This window comes from Helicobacter canadensis MIT 98-5491, from assembly GCF_000162575.1.
Taxonomy (GTDB): Bacteria; Campylobacterota; Campylobacteria; order Campylobacterales; family Helicobacteraceae; genus Helicobacter_D; species Helicobacter_D canadensis.
In genome coordinates, this window is sequence record NZ_CM000776.2 from 1,005,205 (window position 1) to 1,021,517 (window position 16,313).

At 32.9% G+C, this 16,313-nt stretch carries 18 protein-coding genes; 4 read left to right on the forward strand and 14 right to left on the reverse strand.

All coding sequences use genetic code 11. From position 1 onward, the window contains the following. Positions 1–20: 20 nt before the first annotated feature. Genes HCAN_RS05015 through argF form a run of 4 tightly spaced genes read right to left on the reverse strand, consistent with a single transcriptional unit; the run spans position 21 to position 4,028 of the window. Entirely contained in the window at positions 21–1,310 is a 1,290-nt protein-coding gene (locus HCAN_RS05015) for a (Fe-S)-binding protein (protein WP_006655667.1), read from the reverse strand. Positions 1,311–1,318: 8 nt separating this feature from the next. Continuing rightward, positions 1,319–2,689: an oxygen-independent coproporphyrinogen III oxidase gene (gene hemN / locus HCAN_RS05020; RefSeq protein ID WP_006655668.1), complete on the reverse strand. Its 1,371-nt coding sequence runs from the start codon at positions 2,687–2,689 to the stop codon at positions 1,319–1,321. 11 nt (positions 2,690–2,700) lie between these two features. After that, positions 2,701–3,129: a DUF2603 domain-containing protein gene (locus HCAN_RS05025; protein WP_006655669.1), complete on the reverse strand. Its 429-nt coding sequence runs from the start codon at positions 3,127–3,129 to the stop codon at positions 2,701–2,703. Continuing rightward, complete coding sequence (gene argF, locus HCAN_RS05030; protein WP_006656869.1) at positions 3,108–4,028, reverse strand: ornithine carbamoyltransferase; 921 nt, start codon at positions 4,026–4,028, stop codon at positions 3,108–3,110. The genes HCAN_RS05025 and argF overlap by 22 nt, the downstream gene beginning before the upstream one ends. A gap of 103 nt (positions 4,029–4,131) precedes the next feature. Between argF and hypA the strand changes: the two genes are divergently transcribed. After that, positions 4,132–4,476, forward strand: coding sequence for a hydrogenase maturation nickel metallochaperone HypA (gene hypA / locus HCAN_RS05035; protein ID WP_006655672.1), 345 nt, complete (start codon positions 4,132–4,134; stop codon positions 4,474–4,476). Here the strand turns inward: hypA and HCAN_RS05040 are convergent. The 3 genes from HCAN_RS05040 to HCAN_RS05050 are packed head-to-tail and all read right to left on the reverse strand — an operon-like array spanning position 4,454 to position 5,756. Then, positions 4,454–4,927, reverse strand: coding sequence for a tRNA (cytidine(34)-2'-O)-methyltransferase (locus HCAN_RS05040; RefSeq protein WP_006655673.1), 474 nt, complete (start codon positions 4,925–4,927; stop codon positions 4,454–4,456). The genes hypA and HCAN_RS05040 overlap by 23 nt on opposite strands. A gap of 22 nt (positions 4,928–4,949) precedes the next feature. After that, a complete protein-coding gene (locus HCAN_RS05045) occupies positions 4,950–5,246 on the reverse strand; it encodes a hypothetical protein (protein ID WP_006655674.1) in 297 nt (98 codons plus the stop codon). Between the two features lie 33 nt (positions 5,247–5,279). Continuing rightward, positions 5,280–5,756: an acyl-CoA thioesterase gene (locus tag HCAN_RS05050; protein ID WP_006655675.1), complete on the reverse strand. Its 477-nt coding sequence runs from the start codon at positions 5,754–5,756 to the stop codon at positions 5,280–5,282. Between the two features lie 175 nt (positions 5,757–5,931). On the opposite strand from HCAN_RS05050, the gene HCAN_RS05055 reads away from it, so the two are divergent. After that, a complete protein-coding gene (locus tag HCAN_RS05055; protein WP_006655676.1) occupies positions 5,932–7,014 on the forward strand; it encodes a UDP-N-acetylglucosamine--N-acetylmuramyl-(pentapeptide) pyrophosphoryl-undecaprenol N-acetylglucosamine transferase in 1,083 nt (360 codons plus the stop codon). A gap of 300 nt (positions 7,015–7,314) precedes the next feature. Here HCAN_RS05055 and HCAN_RS05060 read toward each other — a convergent pair whose 3' ends face one another. The 7 genes from HCAN_RS05060 to glmU all read right to left on the reverse strand — a co-directional run bounded on the left by HCAN_RS05060 (position 7,315) and on the right by glmU (position 14,558). Further along, positions 7,315–7,806, reverse strand: coding sequence for a chemotaxis protein CheW (locus HCAN_RS05060; RefSeq protein ID WP_006655677.1), 492 nt, complete (start codon positions 7,804–7,806; stop codon positions 7,315–7,317). Then, entirely contained in the window at positions 7,806–10,202 is a 2,397-nt protein-coding gene (locus tag HCAN_RS05065; RefSeq protein ID WP_006655678.1) for a hybrid sensor histidine kinase/response regulator, read from the reverse strand. Before HCAN_RS05065 ends, HCAN_RS05060 begins: the two co-directional genes overlap by 1 nt. A 31-nt stretch (positions 10,203–10,233) precedes the next feature. Next, the gene (locus tag HCAN_RS05070) at positions 10,234–11,199 is read right to left on the reverse strand and encodes a chemotaxis protein (protein WP_006655679.1); all 966 of its coding nucleotides are present in this window, start codon (positions 11,197–11,199) and stop codon (positions 10,234–10,236) included. Continuing rightward, on the reverse strand, positions 11,199–11,927 hold the full coding sequence (locus HCAN_RS05075) for a metallophosphoesterase family protein (protein ID WP_006656871.1): 729 nt from the start codon (positions 11,925–11,927) through the stop codon (positions 11,199–11,201). Before HCAN_RS05075 ends, HCAN_RS05070 begins: the two co-directional genes overlap by 1 nt. Beyond that, the gene (gene argC / locus HCAN_RS05080; protein ID WP_006655681.1) at positions 11,928–12,938 is read right to left on the reverse strand and encodes an N-acetyl-gamma-glutamyl-phosphate reductase; all 1,011 of its coding nucleotides are present in this window, start codon (positions 12,936–12,938) and stop codon (positions 11,928–11,930) included. A gap of 70 nt (positions 12,939–13,008) precedes the next feature. Further along, a complete protein-coding gene (thiS, locus tag HCAN_RS05085; protein WP_006655682.1) occupies positions 13,009–13,206 on the reverse strand; it encodes a sulfur carrier protein ThiS in 198 nt (65 codons plus the stop codon). 44 nt (positions 13,207–13,250) lie between these two features. Beyond that, positions 13,251–14,558 carry a bifunctional UDP-N-acetylglucosamine diphosphorylase/glucosamine-1-phosphate N-acetyltransferase GlmU gene (gene glmU, locus HCAN_RS05090; protein WP_006655683.1) on the reverse strand — a complete coding sequence of 436 codons (1,308 nt, stop codon included), beginning with the start codon at positions 14,556–14,558 and terminating at the stop codon, positions 13,251–13,253. A gap of 121 nt (positions 14,559–14,679) precedes the next feature. Here glmU and HCAN_RS05095 point away from each other — a divergent pair, with 121 nt between their 5' ends. Together HCAN_RS05095 and HCAN_RS05100 are read left to right on the forward strand one after the other, a co-directional pair. Then, on the forward strand, positions 14,680–15,444 hold the full coding sequence (locus HCAN_RS05095; protein WP_006655684.1) for a motility protein A: 765 nt from the start codon (positions 14,680–14,682) through the stop codon (positions 15,442–15,444). 18 nt (positions 15,445–15,462) lie between these two features. Next, a complete protein-coding gene (locus HCAN_RS05100; protein ID WP_006656872.1) occupies positions 15,463–16,293 on the forward strand; it encodes a flagellar motor protein MotB in 831 nt (276 codons plus the stop codon). Positions 16,294–16,313 lie beyond the last annotated feature (20 nt).

Here is a 16,313-nt window from a genome sequence, read left to right on the forward strand (position 1 = left end):
ATAAAATAACTTAAAGAAAGTTAAATCCTCGCAGTTTTAATAGCCTTTTCAATCAATTCTAACGGGTGAGCAAATAGCGTTTTAACCTTTTCTTGATGAAGGGCATTATTGAGTTGCATACGGCATGCACTGCATTCTGCTACAACATATTTAGCCTGTGTTTTGTCAATCATCTTAGCTTTTTTGCTTCCTACTTTACTTGCTAGATTGAATCTTTCTGTCTGCATTGTAACACCACCAAAACCACAGCAAGTATTAGGATCTTCCATTTCAATTAAATCATAATTTTGACGAAGTAATTCTCGCGGTTCTTTCCAGATTCCAAGCACTTTTCTTGCGTGGCATGGATCGTGATAGGTAAATGTTTCTTGAGATTTTGGAAGGGTAGAGAGATAGTCTTTGAGATTTGTATTGTGCATAAGCCAATGGGTTGCCATATGGATTTTAGGTAGTAGTTTTTGGATTCTTTGTTGGTAGCTTGGGTTTTTTTCCATGAATCTTTCCCAATCCTCTAAAATCATTGCTGCACAAGTAGCTTCGGGAATCAAGATTGCTTCTACTTCATCAATAAAGCTTTCAAAATAAGCAATATTTTCTGTAATGAGTTGATTAACGCTTTCAAAATCGCCTGTAAAATAAGCTGGAGCCCCACAGCATTTTTGTTTTTTGGGAATCATTGTATTAATGCCTAGCTTTTGGAGTATAAAGACAAGCGATTCTCCTACACTTTTATAGTTATAGTTTCCTAAACAGCCGATAAAAATAGCAACTTTTTTAGGGTTATCTTTATGATAGATGAGATTTTCTTGATGGGAGTTTAAAAAACTTTTAGTTTGGATAGCTCCAAAGATTCTATTAGAAATAAAGGGGAGTTTGAAGCGTGGTTTTATGGAATGATTATCATCGGTTTTTTGAAAAAGTAAAGGCGTAAAAAATGCACCTAGCTTCATACTTAAATCCATTATTTTGCGGTGTTTTAAGAGGTAGAAAAATATTCTTTTAAACCAAGCAATTCCATATTTTTGAGCAATTTCATAGCGAATATTTTCAATGAGTGTATCTGTTGGGAGAGAGTTTGGACAAACACTAACGCAAGTTGTGCATAAAAAACAAGTTTCAAAAATATTTTTAGCATTTTTATCAAGTGGAATCTCTTTTCTCTGGTAAGCGCCCAATAAATCAATAAAGCCTCTTGGGGAAGTGGCTTCATCTCCGTTGATATTGAAGATTGTGCAATCTGGAAGGCATTTGCCGCATTTAACGCAAGCATCACTTGTTTTTAAATAATTATAATCCTTAAAATGTTCCATTTTGCACCTTAGATTGTTTTACTGAAGATTTTTTGATTAGGGCTAAATTTTTTGATATAGGCATCAAAAGCCATTACAATATTTCGAATAAGCAAAGTTCCAGTGGGACTTACTTCAATGCCATTATTGTGAATTGTAATCAAATTTTCTGCTGTAAAAACTTCTAATTCTTTTAAAGAGTCACTAAAATATTCTTTAAAATTAATATTGAATTGTTTTTCAATGGTTGAAAAATCTAATTTAAAATTGCTCATAAGCTGCATAATAACAGATTTTCTAATCCTATCATCAAGGCTTAGTTTGATTCCTTTAGAAAAAGGTAAAATTCCTAAATCAAGAGCTTTTTTATAAGATGGGAGATCTTTGTAATTTTGAGCGTAATAATCTATACCTTCTCCAATAGAAGTTAAGCCAATCCCAATTGTTTGTGTTCCACCTTTGGTGCTATAACCTTGGAAATTACGCCTTAGTTGCCCCTTTTGAATAGATTTAAAGAGTTCATCATCGGGTTTTGCAAAATGATCCATTCCAATCATTTTATAGCCATTTTCCTGTAAGTGTTGTATTGTGGTTTTTAGGATATTAAGCTTTTCTTCAGGCATTGGAAGCGTGGTTTCATCTATTTTTCTCATTGTCTTTTTAATCCAAGGCACATGAGCATAATTAAAAATTGCAAAGCGATCTGGATTGAGTTTAAGGCATTGTGATAAGGTCTCTTGAAAAGTTTCAAGTGTTTGATAGGGTAGTCCATAAATAAGATCAAAATTGATGGAGCGAATACCGAAGTCTCTAGCAATGCTAATGGCATTTTGCACTAAAGAGAAAGGTTGGATTCTGTGGATTGCTTCTTGCACTTTTGGATTAAAATCTTGAATTCCAAAACTAAGTCGGTTAAAACCCCCATTTTTAAGCACTTGCATTTGATCTTTATTGAAGAATCTTGGATCAATTTCACAAGCAATTTCTGCTTCAGTATGAAAGTTTGGAAAAGTATCTTTTAGCATTTGAATTAAAAATTCAAGTTCTTTAGCATTAAAGAAAGTAGGTGTTCCTCCTCCAAAATGCAGTTGATAAACTTGTTTGGTGTAATCTAATGTGTTTTTTAAGATTCGCAGTTCTTTTTGTAATTCTTCTAGATAAAGTGTTTTATTCTCTTCCTTGCTTGTATAGATAACATTGCAACCGCAAAAATAGCAGGCACTGCGACAGAAAGGTAAATGCACATAAAGCGAAAGGGGGTTGGTATCTTTTTGCAAATCCTGCATGTAAGAATCATAAGTGTAATTTTCATTAAATTCTACTGCAGTAGGATAGCTTGTGTAGCGCGGACCTGGTTTGGAAAATTTAGCAAATTTTTTAAAATCAATAACTTCTTTCAAATTTTGCACCTTTAATAAGTTTGGTTTAAAGATAGATTGAAATCTATAAATAAATACGGATAGCGTTTGCGGATATTTTTAATAAGATTCTTAGGGTTTTTATTGAATTTTCCTGCGAGTTCTTTGATTGCTATACACCATACATCTTCAAAATCAATGGGCATATTTTTGTGAATTTCTTGTTCTAATTTTAAAAGATATTTGTTTTTTTCAAGTTCTTTGGCTGATTCAATTAGAGAGTTAATACAAGAACTAGAAAGTAAGTAATATTCTTTGTTATTAGAATCTTTAAAGCAATAAATCATACGCTCTTTTTCTTTGGGAAATTCTAGAGTTTGTGGGAGTGGCAAGGTATTATCTTTTGCCTCTAATAATGCCTGTTTTAACTCTTGATAATCATTTGCTTTTTTATATTTAATTAGCGGTTTTGGTGTAGCCAAACCATAACTCCTTTTTGTGCGTGTAAGCGGTTTTCCGCTTCTAAGAAAATTTTGCTTTGTGATGATTCTAAAACTTCCTCGCTAACTTCTTGTTCGCGATATGCAGGCAAACAATGCAGGAAAATACAATCAGGCTTTGCTAATTGCATTGAATCTTTTGTAATGCAATAGCCCTTAAAAGCTTTTTTTCTTGCTTCTTTTTCATTTTCTTGCCCCATAGAAGCCCAAGTATCAGTTGTGACAACATCAGCATTTGCAAGCGCTTCTTGTGGATTGTTGGTGACAATTAGTTTTGCACCTGAAATTTTAGCAAATTCTCGAGCTTTTTGGTAAATATCTGGAGATACTTCATAGTTTTTAGGAGAAGCAATTCTTAATTCAAAGCCCATTTTTGCTGCGAGCATAAGCCAAGAATGCGCCATATTGTTTCCATCTCCTACATAAGTTACGATAGGGTTTTTATCTTTTTGGCACTCTTGCATGGTTAGATAATCTGCCAAAAGCTGCATAGGATGAAAGCTGTCGCTTAAGCCATTAATCACAGGGATACTAGAATAATGTGCAAATTCCTCCAATCTAGCGTGTTCGTGTGTTCGCATCATAATTAAATCCACCATAGAAGAAAGCACTCTAGAGGTGTCTTTAATGGGCTCTCCTCTACCTAATTGCGTTTCATTGCTAGAGAGGAAAATCCCTTGTCCCCCTAATTGATAGATTCCTGTTTCAAAGCTAACGCGAGTTCTTGTGGAGTTTTTTTCAAAAATCATTCCAAGTGTTTTTCTCTCTAATAGATTGCTATATTTCCCTGCTTTTAAATCTTTTTTTAGAGATTTAGCTATGTCTAAGATTTCTAAGATCTCTTGTTTGCTAAAATCTGCTAAAGTTAAAAAATGTCTCATTTACTACCCTCTTTGGAGTGTTTTTTTGAAATAAAAGCGATATTTTACACTTAAGAAGCTAAAATTTATTTTTAATATGGAATAAAATTATTGGGGAATTTTTATGCACGAGTTTTCTATTGTAGCTTCATTGATTGAAAATTGTGAAAGAATTGCTAAAGAAAATAATGCGGAATCAATTTTTGAGATTTATTTGGAGATTGGGAGGCGTAGTGGCGTTAATGCGGCATTGTTACAGAGGGCATTTGAGGAATTTAAAGTTGGAAGTATGTGTGATGGGGCAAAACTTTTTATAGAAGATGTGGAAGTAGAAGTGTTTTGTGAGTTTTGTAAAAAACAAAGTCAAGTTGTGGAGATTTGCTACACTAAATGTCCGCTATGTCAAAACGAGGGAGTAAAAATTGTTAAAGGAACTGAAATGCTTATTAAGCGATTGGTGATGGAATAAAATCTCTTTGGCGAATCCCTTCATAAAGCACAATTCCAACGCTTGTTGCTAGATTTAGACTTCTTGCATTATTTTGCATAGGTATGGTGTAACAATAGTCTTTGTAGTGTGAAAGTAGGGTAGAATCTAATCCTGCATCTTCGCGCCCAAAATGCAAATAAGCCCCTTTTTTTAAGGGAGCATTATAATAAGGTGTTTGGCTTTTTGTTGTAAGATAGCAATGTGGAATCTCTAAAAGGCTTGATTCCATAAAGCTTGAGAGATTCTCCCATTCATAGACTTCAAGATGATTCCAATAATCCATTCCAGCGCGTTTGAGTTCTTTTTGTGTGATGCTAAAGCCTAGTGGATGAATTAAATGTAAAACACTATCACTAGCAAAACAAAGTCGCCCAATGTTTCCAGTATTTTGTGGAATCCTTGGTTGGTGTAAAACAATATGAAACTGCATTTTATTTCCTTGGTGCATAAAATTAGCCCTCAATATTTAAAGGTGGTTTTGGTAGGGGTATGTCTAGCTCTAGCTCTTTAAGGTGAATAGTTGATTCTTGGTTAGTTTTGTGATTTGTTTTTGAGGATTCTATTGAATTTATGGATTTGTTTTGAGTATTTAGTTTTGGATTGCTTTGTGCAGCGTTTTCACCTTTAATGAGTACTTTAAAGATTAATGCTAATGCCTTAGAATTATGTTTGCAAAAATTGCTAAATTGGTGTTTAATAATATCAAGTTGGATATTTTTAATTTGTTGCTGTTTGTTTGGTTTTGGCATTAATTTCCCTTAAAAAAGGGAAATTATAGCATATTATTTTTTCTTAGAGAGTTCAATTCTGGCCTGTTTTCGTTTCATTGCATTGTTGTAGCGACGGATTTCAGTTGGTGTTTTGGGTTCGAGTTTGGGAGCAGGGAATGGTTTTCCATTTTTATCTACACAAACCATTGTGAGATAAGCACTATTGGTGTGTGTCACGATTCTTTTATGGATGTCTTCGGCAATGACTTTGATTCCCACTTCAAGAGAACTAGTGCCGGTATAATTTACTGAAGCAAGAAAAGTAACAAGATTTCCCACTTCAATAGGGTATTTAAAGGTAACACTATCAACAGAAAGTGTAACGACATATTCACCGCAATATCTTGAAGCACAAGCATAGGCAACTTGATCGAGCAATTTTAGTAAATCACCGCCATGAACTCTTCCTTTGAAATTTGCCATTGCAGGTGTCATTAAGACAGACATTGTAAGAGATTTTATATCAAAGACATTTTCTAAGTTATCCATTGTTTATTCCTTAAAATTAAAATATCCTATCATAGCATTTTTTGAGAGAATTATTGCTATAAAAGTATTTAAAAATTTAAACTTTTTAGAAAAATCAAATAAAATGATACACTATTTCTATAAAATCTTTAATTAGAGCTGTGTTAGAATTACAAGAAAATATTAGGTTGTTATTATGAAAGTTATGATTACAGGTGGTGGAACTGGTGGTCATTTAAGTGTTGCTAAAGCATTTTTGGAGGAATTTTATCAGCGAGGTTATACTTGTTTTTTTATGGGTTCTATTGGGGGTCAAGATAGGGCTTATTTTGAAGAAGATTCAAGACTTTTTAAAAAATATTTTTTGCATACAGGTGGTGTTGTTAATCAAAAAGGTTTTAAGAAAATTTTTGCCTTATTTTCACATTTTAGAGCTTTTCTGTTAGCAAGAAAAATTTTAAAATCTGAAAAAATTGATTTTGTTTTTTCTGTTGGGGGATATTCTGCGGCACCCGCAGCTTTTGGGGCGGTATTTTTAAGAATCCCTTTAATTATTCATGAGCAAAATGCTAAAATAGGTCGCCTAAATAAAATTTTAAAGCCTTATGCGAAGCTTTTTTTCTCCTCTTATTTGGAAGATTCTTTGATTAAATTTTATCCTGTGCAAAAAGATTTTTTTCAATATTCTAGAACAAGAGAACAAATACAAAATATCTTATTTATGGGTGGATCGCAAGGAGCACAGGCAATCAATAATTTTGCCCTAAAAGTTGTTTTGGAGTTAAAAAAGAGAGGAATTAGGGTTTATCATCAATGTGGAAAAGGTGATTTTAAAAGAGTATTAAGTGAGTATGAAAAAATGCCGCTAAAAGTTACGCATATAAGCAATATAGAAGATTTACAAGGTAACTTTGATGTAGCTATCTTTGATTTTTGTAAGTTTATGCCACAGGTTTTTATGGCTTGTGATTTTGCAATTTCTAGGGCAGGGGCTAGCTCATTGTGGGAATTGTGTGCCAATGGATTGATGACTCTTTTTGTTCCTTATCCTTATGCGGCTGCAAATCATCAATATTTTAATGCAAAATTTTTGAAAGATAGAAAATTAGGATTTTTATGTGAAGAGAAAGATTTATCTTGTGAAGTTTTGTGGGATATTTTGTCTCTATCTCAACAAGACATAAAGCAAATTAGTCAAGCTTTACAGAAAGAATGCAATGCCAATGCAGTAAAGGAAATGGCTGATTGTGTGGAGGTAACTTTAAGAAGTCAAAAATGATTTTTTCTCAAAAATTAATAGAATTTCAAAAAGTATTTGTGATTATGTATAATCAATGATTTTCTTATTTTTTAGTCTTTAAAAATGAGAAAATAAATCATTTTATCTTGATAAAATAGTGAAGTATTGAATCTTGTAAGTTTAAATGATACTTAATAAGAAGTTATTTTATAGTGAAATAGAAATTTAATAATAGTATTATAGAAATTACTTTACAAACTATTTTTTTTGCTCGATAAAAGTGGTTAAATAGGGCTTAAAAGAAATAAAGAAATAATGCAGGAAAAAGAATATCCTACATTAAAAAGTGCGTTTAAGAAGTTCTTCTGGGCGAAGAATGGTGATTAATCTATCGTCTCGCTTTCCTACTCCATAAATAAGATTTTCATCTTGGGTGATTGTTTCTGGAGTTGGATCTATATCGGATTCTTTGATTCTTACTGCTTCTGTAAGGCGATCTATTACAAAACCTGCTCTTTCTTCTTGATTGCGAATAACAATATAACGCGTGTCTTCAGTTGGTTTTTCATAAGGTAATCCGAATTTTAGACGCAAATTAATAAGTGGCACAACCCATCCACGCATATTAAAAACTCCTAAAACATAATTTGGAACTCCAGGAACTCTTGTGTATTCTAGTGGTTTAATAATCTCTTGAATACTTAGGATTGGTACAGCAAATTCTTCTGATCCAACCACAAAGGCAACAAGCTGAATGATATTTTCAGCTTCAGAAGTTGGTTTTTTTTGTTCTTGTTGTTTTTGTAGAACATCGCGTAATTGATTGCTCATTATTCAGTTACCTCCATAGTTAAATTAATATTTCTCTTAACAACATTCATTAAATATTCTGGTGAATAAGGTTTTGTAATGTATTCAGTCATTCCTGATTCAACTCCACGCATTCTATCGGTTTTGCTTGTTCTACTTGTAACAGCAATGAGGGGAAGATTTTTAAATTTAGCATATTTTCTAATTTCCCCTGCTAGTGTGTAGCCATCCATTTTTGGCATTTCAATATCAATTAAAATGGCATCAAAGAATTTATCGCCATTTTTTACGATTTCAAGGGCTTCCATACCATTTGTTGCTTCAGTAATACTAATTCCTAAAGGCTTAAGAGATTTTTTCATAATTGCTCTATCTGTCATTGAATCATCAACAATTAAGACATTATAGTCGCTAGGTGAATTTTTTTCTTTTTTAGTTTCGCTTTCCTGGGCAAGTTTATTGATGCTAACTTTGACTTGTTTTGCCATTTGCATCATTGCAGCAATATCTACAATGAGTGTTACTCTACCATCTCCACGGATTGTAGCACCTGCAATACCCTCTGTTCCTTTTAGGTAAGAGCCAAGCGATTTGATAACGACTTCTTCTTGTCCGATGAGAAAATCTACAATAACACCAATTTTATTTTCTGCTAATCCAATAACAACAACATAGGCTTGCTCTGCATTGTCAAATACCGAATCAACTCCAAAAATATCCGCTAAACGAACCAAAGGTAAAACTTCGTTTCTTAGGCGTAATACGCTTTTATTTTCTACAGTATAGATCTCATCTTGAGAGATTCTAACAGTTTCAATAACAGAAGCAAGTGGAATAGCATAATATTCTTCTTGAACGCCAACAAGTAAAGATTGGATAATGGCAAGCGTTAGAGGGATTTTTAGTTTTAAAGTAGTTCCTTCTCCATAGGTGCTATCAACATCAATAATCCCATTAAGTTTTTCAATGTTGGTTTTTACAACATCCATTCCTACACCACGACCACTAACATTGGTTACAACTTTTGCAGTAGAAAAACCAGCTTTAAAAATAAGAGAATAAGCTTCTCTATCTGTCATGCTATCTGCTTCTCTTTCGCTAATTATTCCTTTCTCAACGGCTTTGCTTTTAAGGATCACTGGATCCATACCTTTTCCATCATCAGTAATCTCAACAACAATATGATTACCTTCGTTATAAGCTTTTAATTCAACGGTTCCTTGTTCTTTTTTACCTGCTGCAATTCTTTCTTCTTTAGATTCAATTCCGTGATCACAAGCATTTCGAATTAGATGCACAAGTGGATCTCCAATCTCCTCTACGATAGATTTATCAAGCTCTGTTTCTTCACCACTAATGATTAATTCAATATTTTTTCCGAGTTCTCTTGAGAGATCGCGCACCATTCTTGGGAATTTATTAAAGACTCTTCCAATAGGTAACATTCTTGTTTTCATAACTGCTAATTGAATATCTGTTGTTACCATAGATACAGAAGCAACGACTTGATTAAGTTCTTCTAAGAATTTTTCTCCTTCATAGCGTTCTTCAACATCATTGTAGATTTTAATTAAGCGGTTTTTACCTAAAACTAATTCACCAATTAAATTCATTAAGCTATCTAATCGTTTAACATCAACACGAATGGTTTGCTCCACAGAAGTTGCAAGTGTTTTATTATCATCTTGTCGTGGTGTTGGTTTTGCTTGTGGTTTTGGATCAGCAGGTTTTGGAGATGGTTTTGGAGCTTGTGTGGCTGCTGCTGGAGTTTCTGTAATTTCTTTTGGGGCTTGAATATCATTAACTTCACCTCTAGCCTTTTTGTCTTCACGCTTTTTCTTATCTTCTTCTTGGCGTTTGTTGAGTAGTCTTTCAATTTCTTTTTCAATTTCTTCGGGAGACATATTAGAATAATCTAACTCTTTTTCCTCTTCTTCTGGTTTTGTTTGAGATTCTGCTTCTTGGGTTTGAGCTGCCTCTTGCTGAGCTGGTGCTGCGGCTGCAGTTTCTTGTGGAGTTTCGCCTTTGGAAATTGCATCAAGACGCGCTACAACATTAGCAATGTCTGCATCTAATCCTGTATTTGCATCAGTTCCTGTATCACGAATCGCATTGAGTAGTTTTTTCATAAAATCAATTGACTCTAAAACAACATCCATAATATCTGGAGTAATGATTAATTCTCCATGTCTTGCCTTATTTAAGACATCTTCCATATGGTGTGTTAGATGCGTTAGGACTGAGAAATTCAAAAATGATCCTGAACCTTTAATGGTATGAGCTACCCTAAAGATACGATTTAATAATTCTAAATCTTCCGGTCTATTTTCTAATTCCACCAAATCTTGGTCTAGTTGTTCTATCATTTCAAAAGCTTCGATTAAAAAGTCTTCTAATATTTCTTGCATTTCATCCATTTATTTTTCCTTTTTTGATAGATTTGAAATTTTAAGCATTTTCTAATTCTTGATTGTATTTGCTAACAATTCGAGAGACTTCTTCATGGAATTTATTTCCATCAAATTTAACAAGATACGATTCTGCACCCGCTTCTTTTCCGCGACTTTCACTAAATTGATCGCTAATTGAAGAACTAAAAATAATAGGAATTTTTGAGAATCTTGGATCTTCTTTGACTTTAGCAGCAAAGTGAAAACCATCCATTTGCGGCATCTCAATATCAGAGATGATAATTTTTAGTTGTTTGGTGAGATTTTCTTTATAATTTTCATATAATTTTTCTAATTTTTGTAATCCATCTGCTCCATCATTTGCTTCAATAACGCTAAAACCCATTTTTTCTAAAAAATCTTTTATGATCTTTCTTGCTATAGAGCTATCATCCAAGATGAGTGCTAATCCATCAAATTTATTATAAGTGTGATCTGAGCTGATTTCTGGGTGATAAAAACCTAAATCTTGCACAATACTTTCTAAATCAAGAATGAGTAAAACTTGATCACCTTCAATCCTTGTAACACCTGTTACTCTGCTTTTATCTAAATTATCGTGAGCAGAAGAACTAAAATGTGCAGGTTCGATATCTTTCCAGCTAATACGACGAATTCTCTTAGCTTCATGCACAATAAAACCAATCATAATATTATTAAATTCTGCAATAATAACGCGTGGTTTGATTTTTTTATTTTTAGGGGTTTCAACATTCATCCATTTTGCAAGATTAATTACAGGTATTACTACACCCCGTAAGTCAAAAATTCCCTCAATATATTCCGGTACTCCTGGGAGTTCGGTAAGCTCTGGTAAGCGTATGATTTCATTGACTTTAGCAACATTAATACCATAAACTCCTTCATAAATCTTACCTTTTTCGACTTTATAGATTCTAAAATCGACCAATTCCATTTCATTGGTGCCAATTTTTAAAGTATCATTTTTTTCAAGATTTGACACTAAAACTCCTTTGTTTTGAAGGATAAAGAATAATTATCAAATTCTACAATAAAATATGTTTTTTTACAAGTAAAAAGGGGTAATCCTATATAGTTAATTGAATGTAGCCTTTTTATTTTTCCTAAATGGAAATGCCCCTCTATAATATAAGAATTGCTTGGAATGTCGAGATTTTCTTTATATTTATGTATTCTGTTGTCAATAAAATCTTTAGGATAATTATATTTTATCTTTTTTTTATTTTGTAGATAGAAGAGAAGTTTTGGGTATAAAATAGAGCTAAAATTATTAAGAAAAGCAAGAACAAAGTGGTTTCTAATTAAGTGGGTATAAAAATGATAACGCCAATTTAAAAAAATATCTCCGTGTGCAAGATAGGCTTTTTGTTGGTTAAATAAAAAGCAGATAGGTTGCATAGTTAGTGGATAATAATAAATGTTTTGAAAAAAAGAGAGATTTTGAAGTGAAAAGTCATGATTCCCTTCAAAATAATGTATTTCGTGCTTTAAAGAGAGTTTTTTGAGAATTTCTAGAGTTTTTTGATTATCAATAATGCTTTTTGGTATTTCTCCTACTAGGAAGTCAAAAATATCCCCCATCAAAAAAATCTGCCTTTTTGATACTTGTAAAAGAGAAGTTAAGAAATCATCTAAAACATTATTATAAAGGGAGTGATGATGAGAATCGGCTATAAAAATAGCATTTTTTTGAATAGAAATAGGTTGCATTTATGGAATATAGGCGATTTGCGGTAAACCTAGTTTTTCATCTAAGTCAAACATTAAATTTGCATTTGCGACAGCTTGAGAACTAGCACCACGCAAAAGATTATCAATGCTAGAGTTAATAAATAAGTCTTTTCCATCATTTTTAGCATAAATATCGCAAAAATGCGTTCCAGCGACATTTTTAATTTGCACACAATTTTTACTAATACGAACAAAGAACTCATCTTTATAGTGTTGTTGGAGAATCTCTAGAGGATCAATTTCTTCTTTGAGTTTTGCATAAATAGAAACTAACATGCCTCGTGTGATAGGGATAAGATGAGGAACAAAAAGAGTTTTGAAATCAATTTTGCCAATTTTTTTAATTTGTTCGCTAATTTCAGGGCAATGGCGATGAGTAATGGGGGAGTAAGCAAAGAGATTCTCATTGATGGTAACAAAATGTGAAGTTTGAGTAAGTTTTTTTCCAGCTCCACTTACGCCACTTTTAGCATCAATATAAAGCGTTTGTGAAGAATCTAAATGAGAAATGAAAGGTAAAATAGCTAACAATGAGGCAGTTGGATAGCACCCTGGATTAGCTACGAGATTAGTGTTTTTAATTAAGTTGCGATTGTATTCGGGTAATCCATACACTGCATTTTTGAGATTTTCTTTATCTAAATGAGGGCAGTAAGATTCTTCATATTTTTCAGCCGATAAACGATAATCTGCAGATAAATCTACAATTTTAATATTTTTCACAGAGAGTGCCTTGACATATTCCATTGCCTTTTGGTGCGGGAGAGCCAAAAAAACTAATTCGCACTCTTTTGCGATTTGCTCGATTCTGGCTTCTAAAATTGGCATACTAAGAGTATTTTTTAAAGAAGGGTGCAATAATGTAATATCGCTGCAACTTTCTGTAGCACAGAGCGTATGGAGATCAAAAATAGGATGATTAATTAAAATCTTAACAAGTTCTAAGCCGGTATATCCACTAACACCAACTATTCCAACTTTAATTTTCATTGATAGCCTTCATTGATAAAAATAAAATTTTTAATTTTTTAAATTAAGTAATTCAAGGGTTTAGTTTTAATCAACCTCCACCCAAAAAGGTAAAGCATTCAATAACATCTCCATTTTTAAGTGTGTAATTTTTCCATTGATCTTGTTTGATAACTTCGAGATTAACTGCAATAGCAACGCTTTTTTGTTCAATTTTATATTCTTTTAATAATTCCAAAAGATTCTTAGAATGAGTGGCGATGAATTGACCATTAAGCTTTAATTCCATAGATTTTAACCTTTAGATTTATTGAAAAATAAGTAGTGCAATTTTTATGTTTTTTTGCTGAAAAATTTATAAAAGAAACCTTCTTTTCTGATTTTTTCTCCTTTAGTTAAGAATAACTCGCCTTGCTTGATATTTTCTCTTATTGTGCTTCCTGCACCAATAATGCAATTATCTTCAATAATGATAGGTGCAACAGCTTGGGAATCACTACCAATAAATACATTTTTTCCGATTTTGGTTTGAAATTTTGCCTTTCCATTATAATTGCAAGTAATAAAGCCAGCTCCAATATTTGTCCCCTCATCAATCTCGCAATCCCCAAGATAACTTAAATGACCTGCTTTGATTCCATTGAGTGTGGATTTTTTGACTTCGACAAAATTTCCGATGTGAGTGTTTTTTAAAACGCTTTGTGGACGTAAATGTGCCATAGGACCAACATCGCTATTTTCAATATAGCTTGATTCAATGATGCTATGGGATTTGATATGGGAGTTAATAATTTCTGTATCTCCACAGAGGCTAACTCCATTTTCAATAATGCATTCCCCTTTAAATTTAACCCCTTCTTCGATATAAATTGTGTGTGGTAGTCGCATTATTACGCCTTGTTTCATTAGTGTTTTTTTGATTTGGTTACCTAGAATTATTTCAGCATCAGCTAAATCCGCCTTATCATTTACGCCTTTAAAATTTTCTAATTCTACAAATAAAGGAGTGATGATTTTGGAATCTTGTTTAGCTAAAGTGATAATATCGGTGAGATAATACTCTTTTTGTGCATTATTGTTTTGAAGTTTAGGCAGATAAGTTTGTAAAATTTCGCTTTTAAAGCAATATACTCCAGCATTTAGAGTGCTTAAGGCTAGAATTTCTGGATTAGCATCTTTTTCTTCAATAATGGCTTGAACTTGATTGTCTTGTATTACAACGCGACCATAACCATTAGTGTTTGGCAAATCTATAACGCTCATAATAATATCACCTTTAGCGTTAATAAATTGTTGTAATTCATTGGCTTGAATGAGAGGCATATCACCATTTAAAACAAGAATTTTTTGATATTTTGGTTGGTAGTTTTTGAGTGCTCCTCCTGTCCCAGGGTAGGTTTCTGTGTCTTGAAAGATAAAACTGATTTTATCTGAAAAATATTTTTCCATAGTTTCTTTAATTTTGTTTGCTTCATAGCCTAACACAACACTTACATCATTGCTAAGTTTCAGCGATTCTTTAATAGTGTAATAAAGCATTTCTTTGCCGCAAATTTGATGCAAAACTTTTGGAGTTTGCGATTTCATACGCGTTCCTTTGCCTGCAGCTAAAATAACAATTGATAATTGAGAGGTTTCCATAAAAATATCCGTATATTTTAAGATTTTAATTAAATTTTAACACAATAAAGTTTAGAATTTAAAATATTTTTTAAAAACTTGACAAAAAACTTGAAGTTTATAATAAGGAACAAACAGAGTTATGGATTTAGCAACTGTTATTGGTATGTCTTTGTCTTTTATTTTGATTGGAACAGCGATGATGCTTGGGGTGGGAATTGGTCCTTATATTGATATTCCATCAGCACTAATTACCATTGGAGGTTCGATTACAAGTTTGTTTATCGGCTACAAGATGGAGAATGTAAAGAAGATTTTCACTTACTTTCTTGTTGCGTTTAAACCACAAACTTTTGATGTTCTAGGATTGGTTAAAAAATTAGTTGATTATTCTACTCAGGCAAGACGCGATGGTATTTTGTCTTTAGAGCAACAATCCAATCAAGAAGAAAATGATTTTTTAAAACGCGGTTTGAATATGGCAATTGATGGTGCAGAGCCAGATAGCATTCGAAGTTTATTAGAAATGGATTTGGATCGAACTTTGGAGAGACATAAGGCAAATGCGGGAATTTTTGATACTTGGGCGGCATATGCTGGAGCTTATGGGATGCTTGGAACATTGATTGGTTTGGTGGCAATGTTGCTTAATATGTCGGATCCTAGCTCTATTGGTCCTGCGATGGCGGTTGCTTTGATTACAACTCTTTATGGTTCGATGGTTGGGAATATTGTTGGTTCTCCTATAGCAAATATTTTAAATATAAGAGCCAATGATGAGGCTTTAGTAAAATTGATGATTATTGAGGGGATTATGTCTATTCAAGCAGGGGATAATCCACGCGCGTTAGAGGCAAAACTTTTAACTTTTTTACCTCCAAATCAACGCGTTAGTCAATTTGAATAATTTTTTTGGGTTTGTTATATGGCAAAACGTTGTCCTTCCTGTGATTGTCCTCAAGTAATGCCTTTATGGCTTGGGACTTATGGGGATATGGTTACACTTATCCTAACTTTTTTTATTCTTTTATTAACTATGGTTACTTTTGATGCTAAAAAACTAACAGAGGCAGAGGGGAGTATTCGCGGTAGTTTAAGTGTGCTATCTGGAGGGATTAAAATTGAAGAGAGCAGGAATCGAATCTTGCAGCAAGCAGATATTACCACTGATCCAGAAACTGCAGAACAAATAATAAAAGTGCAAAGTGAAATTCTAGAGTTCAAAGAAGATGCGAGAGTATCTTTAGGACCTTCTGTAGTTGAAGATGATGGAAAAGAGGGATTTATTTTGCGTTTCCATGGTCGATTGCTTTTTGATGAAGAAAAGACAGCTATTGAGAATGCTGATGAGATTTTATTTTTAAAGCGATTAGCTTTAATTTTGCAGAAAATGCCCCAAACAATGCATTTAGATATTATTGGATATGCTGATAATGTAGAGGGAAAGCCTAATTTAAAATATCAAGATAGTTTAGGATTAAGTGCTTTGAGGGCTTCAAATGTCGCTAAAATTCTTATTGAAAATCAAGTTAATCCACAAAAAATAACTTCACTAGGTGGAGGAGCAACTAATTTTTTATTGCCTAACACCAATGCAGAGAATCGTGCACAAAATCGTCGGGTAGAATTTCATTTTTATCCACAAGATAGGCATTTGCATCGAGTGCAAAATGTATTAGATAAAACAAAAGAGCAAAAGCTTTATGAGCAATCTCAAAAAAATGCCCCAACAGCATTGCAAAATAATGAAAATTAAAGGCTTTTAATGCTGCGTAT

Bases quoted from the DNA above. Each gene is read 5' to 3' on its own strand.
- thiS (WP_006655682.1), bottom strand. From the start codon at position 13,206: ATGGAATTAAAGCTTAATGGTCAATTCATCGCCACTCATTCTAAGAAT.
- HCAN_RS05055 (WP_006655676.1), top strand. From the start codon at position 5,932: ATGAAAGTTATGATTACAGGTGGTGGAACTGGTGGTCATTTAAGTGTT.
- HCAN_RS05060 (WP_006655677.1), bottom strand. From the start codon at position 7,806: ATGAGCAATCAATTACGCGATGTTCTACAAAAACAACAAGAACAAAAA.
- HCAN_RS05040 (WP_006655673.1), bottom strand. From the start codon at position 4,927: ATGCAGTTTCATATTGTTTTACACCAACCAAGGATTCCACAAAATACT.
- glmU (WP_006655683.1), bottom strand. From the start codon at position 14,558: ATGGAAACCTCTCAATTATCAATTGTTATTTTAGCTGCAGGCAAAGGA.
- HCAN_RS05065 (WP_006655678.1), bottom strand. From the start codon at position 10,202: ATGGATGAAATGCAAGAAATATTAGAAGACTTTTTAATCGAAGCTTTT.
- HCAN_RS05045 (WP_006655674.1), bottom strand. From the start codon at position 5,246: ATGCCAAAACCAAACAAACAGCAACAAATTAAAAATATCCAACTTGAT.
- argC (WP_006655681.1), bottom strand. From the start codon at position 12,938: ATGAAAATTAAAGTTGGAATAGTTGGTGTTAGTGGATATACCGGCTTA.
- HCAN_RS05050 (WP_006655675.1), bottom strand. From the start codon at position 5,756: ATGGATAACTTAGAAAATGTCTTTGATATAAAATCTCTTACAATGTCT.
- hypA (WP_006655672.1), top strand. From the start codon at position 4,132: ATGCACGAGTTTTCTATTGTAGCTTCATTGATTGAAAATTGTGAAAGA.
- HCAN_RS05075 (WP_006656871.1), bottom strand. From the start codon at position 11,927: ATGCAACCTATTTCTATTCAAAAAAATGCTATTTTTATAGCCGATTCT.
- HCAN_RS05015 (WP_006655667.1), bottom strand. From the start codon at position 1,310: ATGGAACATTTTAAGGATTATAATTATTTAAAAACAAGTGATGCTTGC.
- HCAN_RS05100 (WP_006656872.1), top strand. From the start codon at position 15,463: ATGGCAAAACGTTGTCCTTCCTGTGATTGTCCTCAAGTAATGCCTTTA.
- argF (WP_006656869.1), bottom strand. From the start codon at position 4,028: ATGAGACATTTTTTAACTTTAGCAGATTTTAGCAAACAAGAGATCTTA.
- HCAN_RS05095 (WP_006655684.1), top strand. From the start codon at position 14,680: ATGGATTTAGCAACTGTTATTGGTATGTCTTTGTCTTTTATTTTGATT.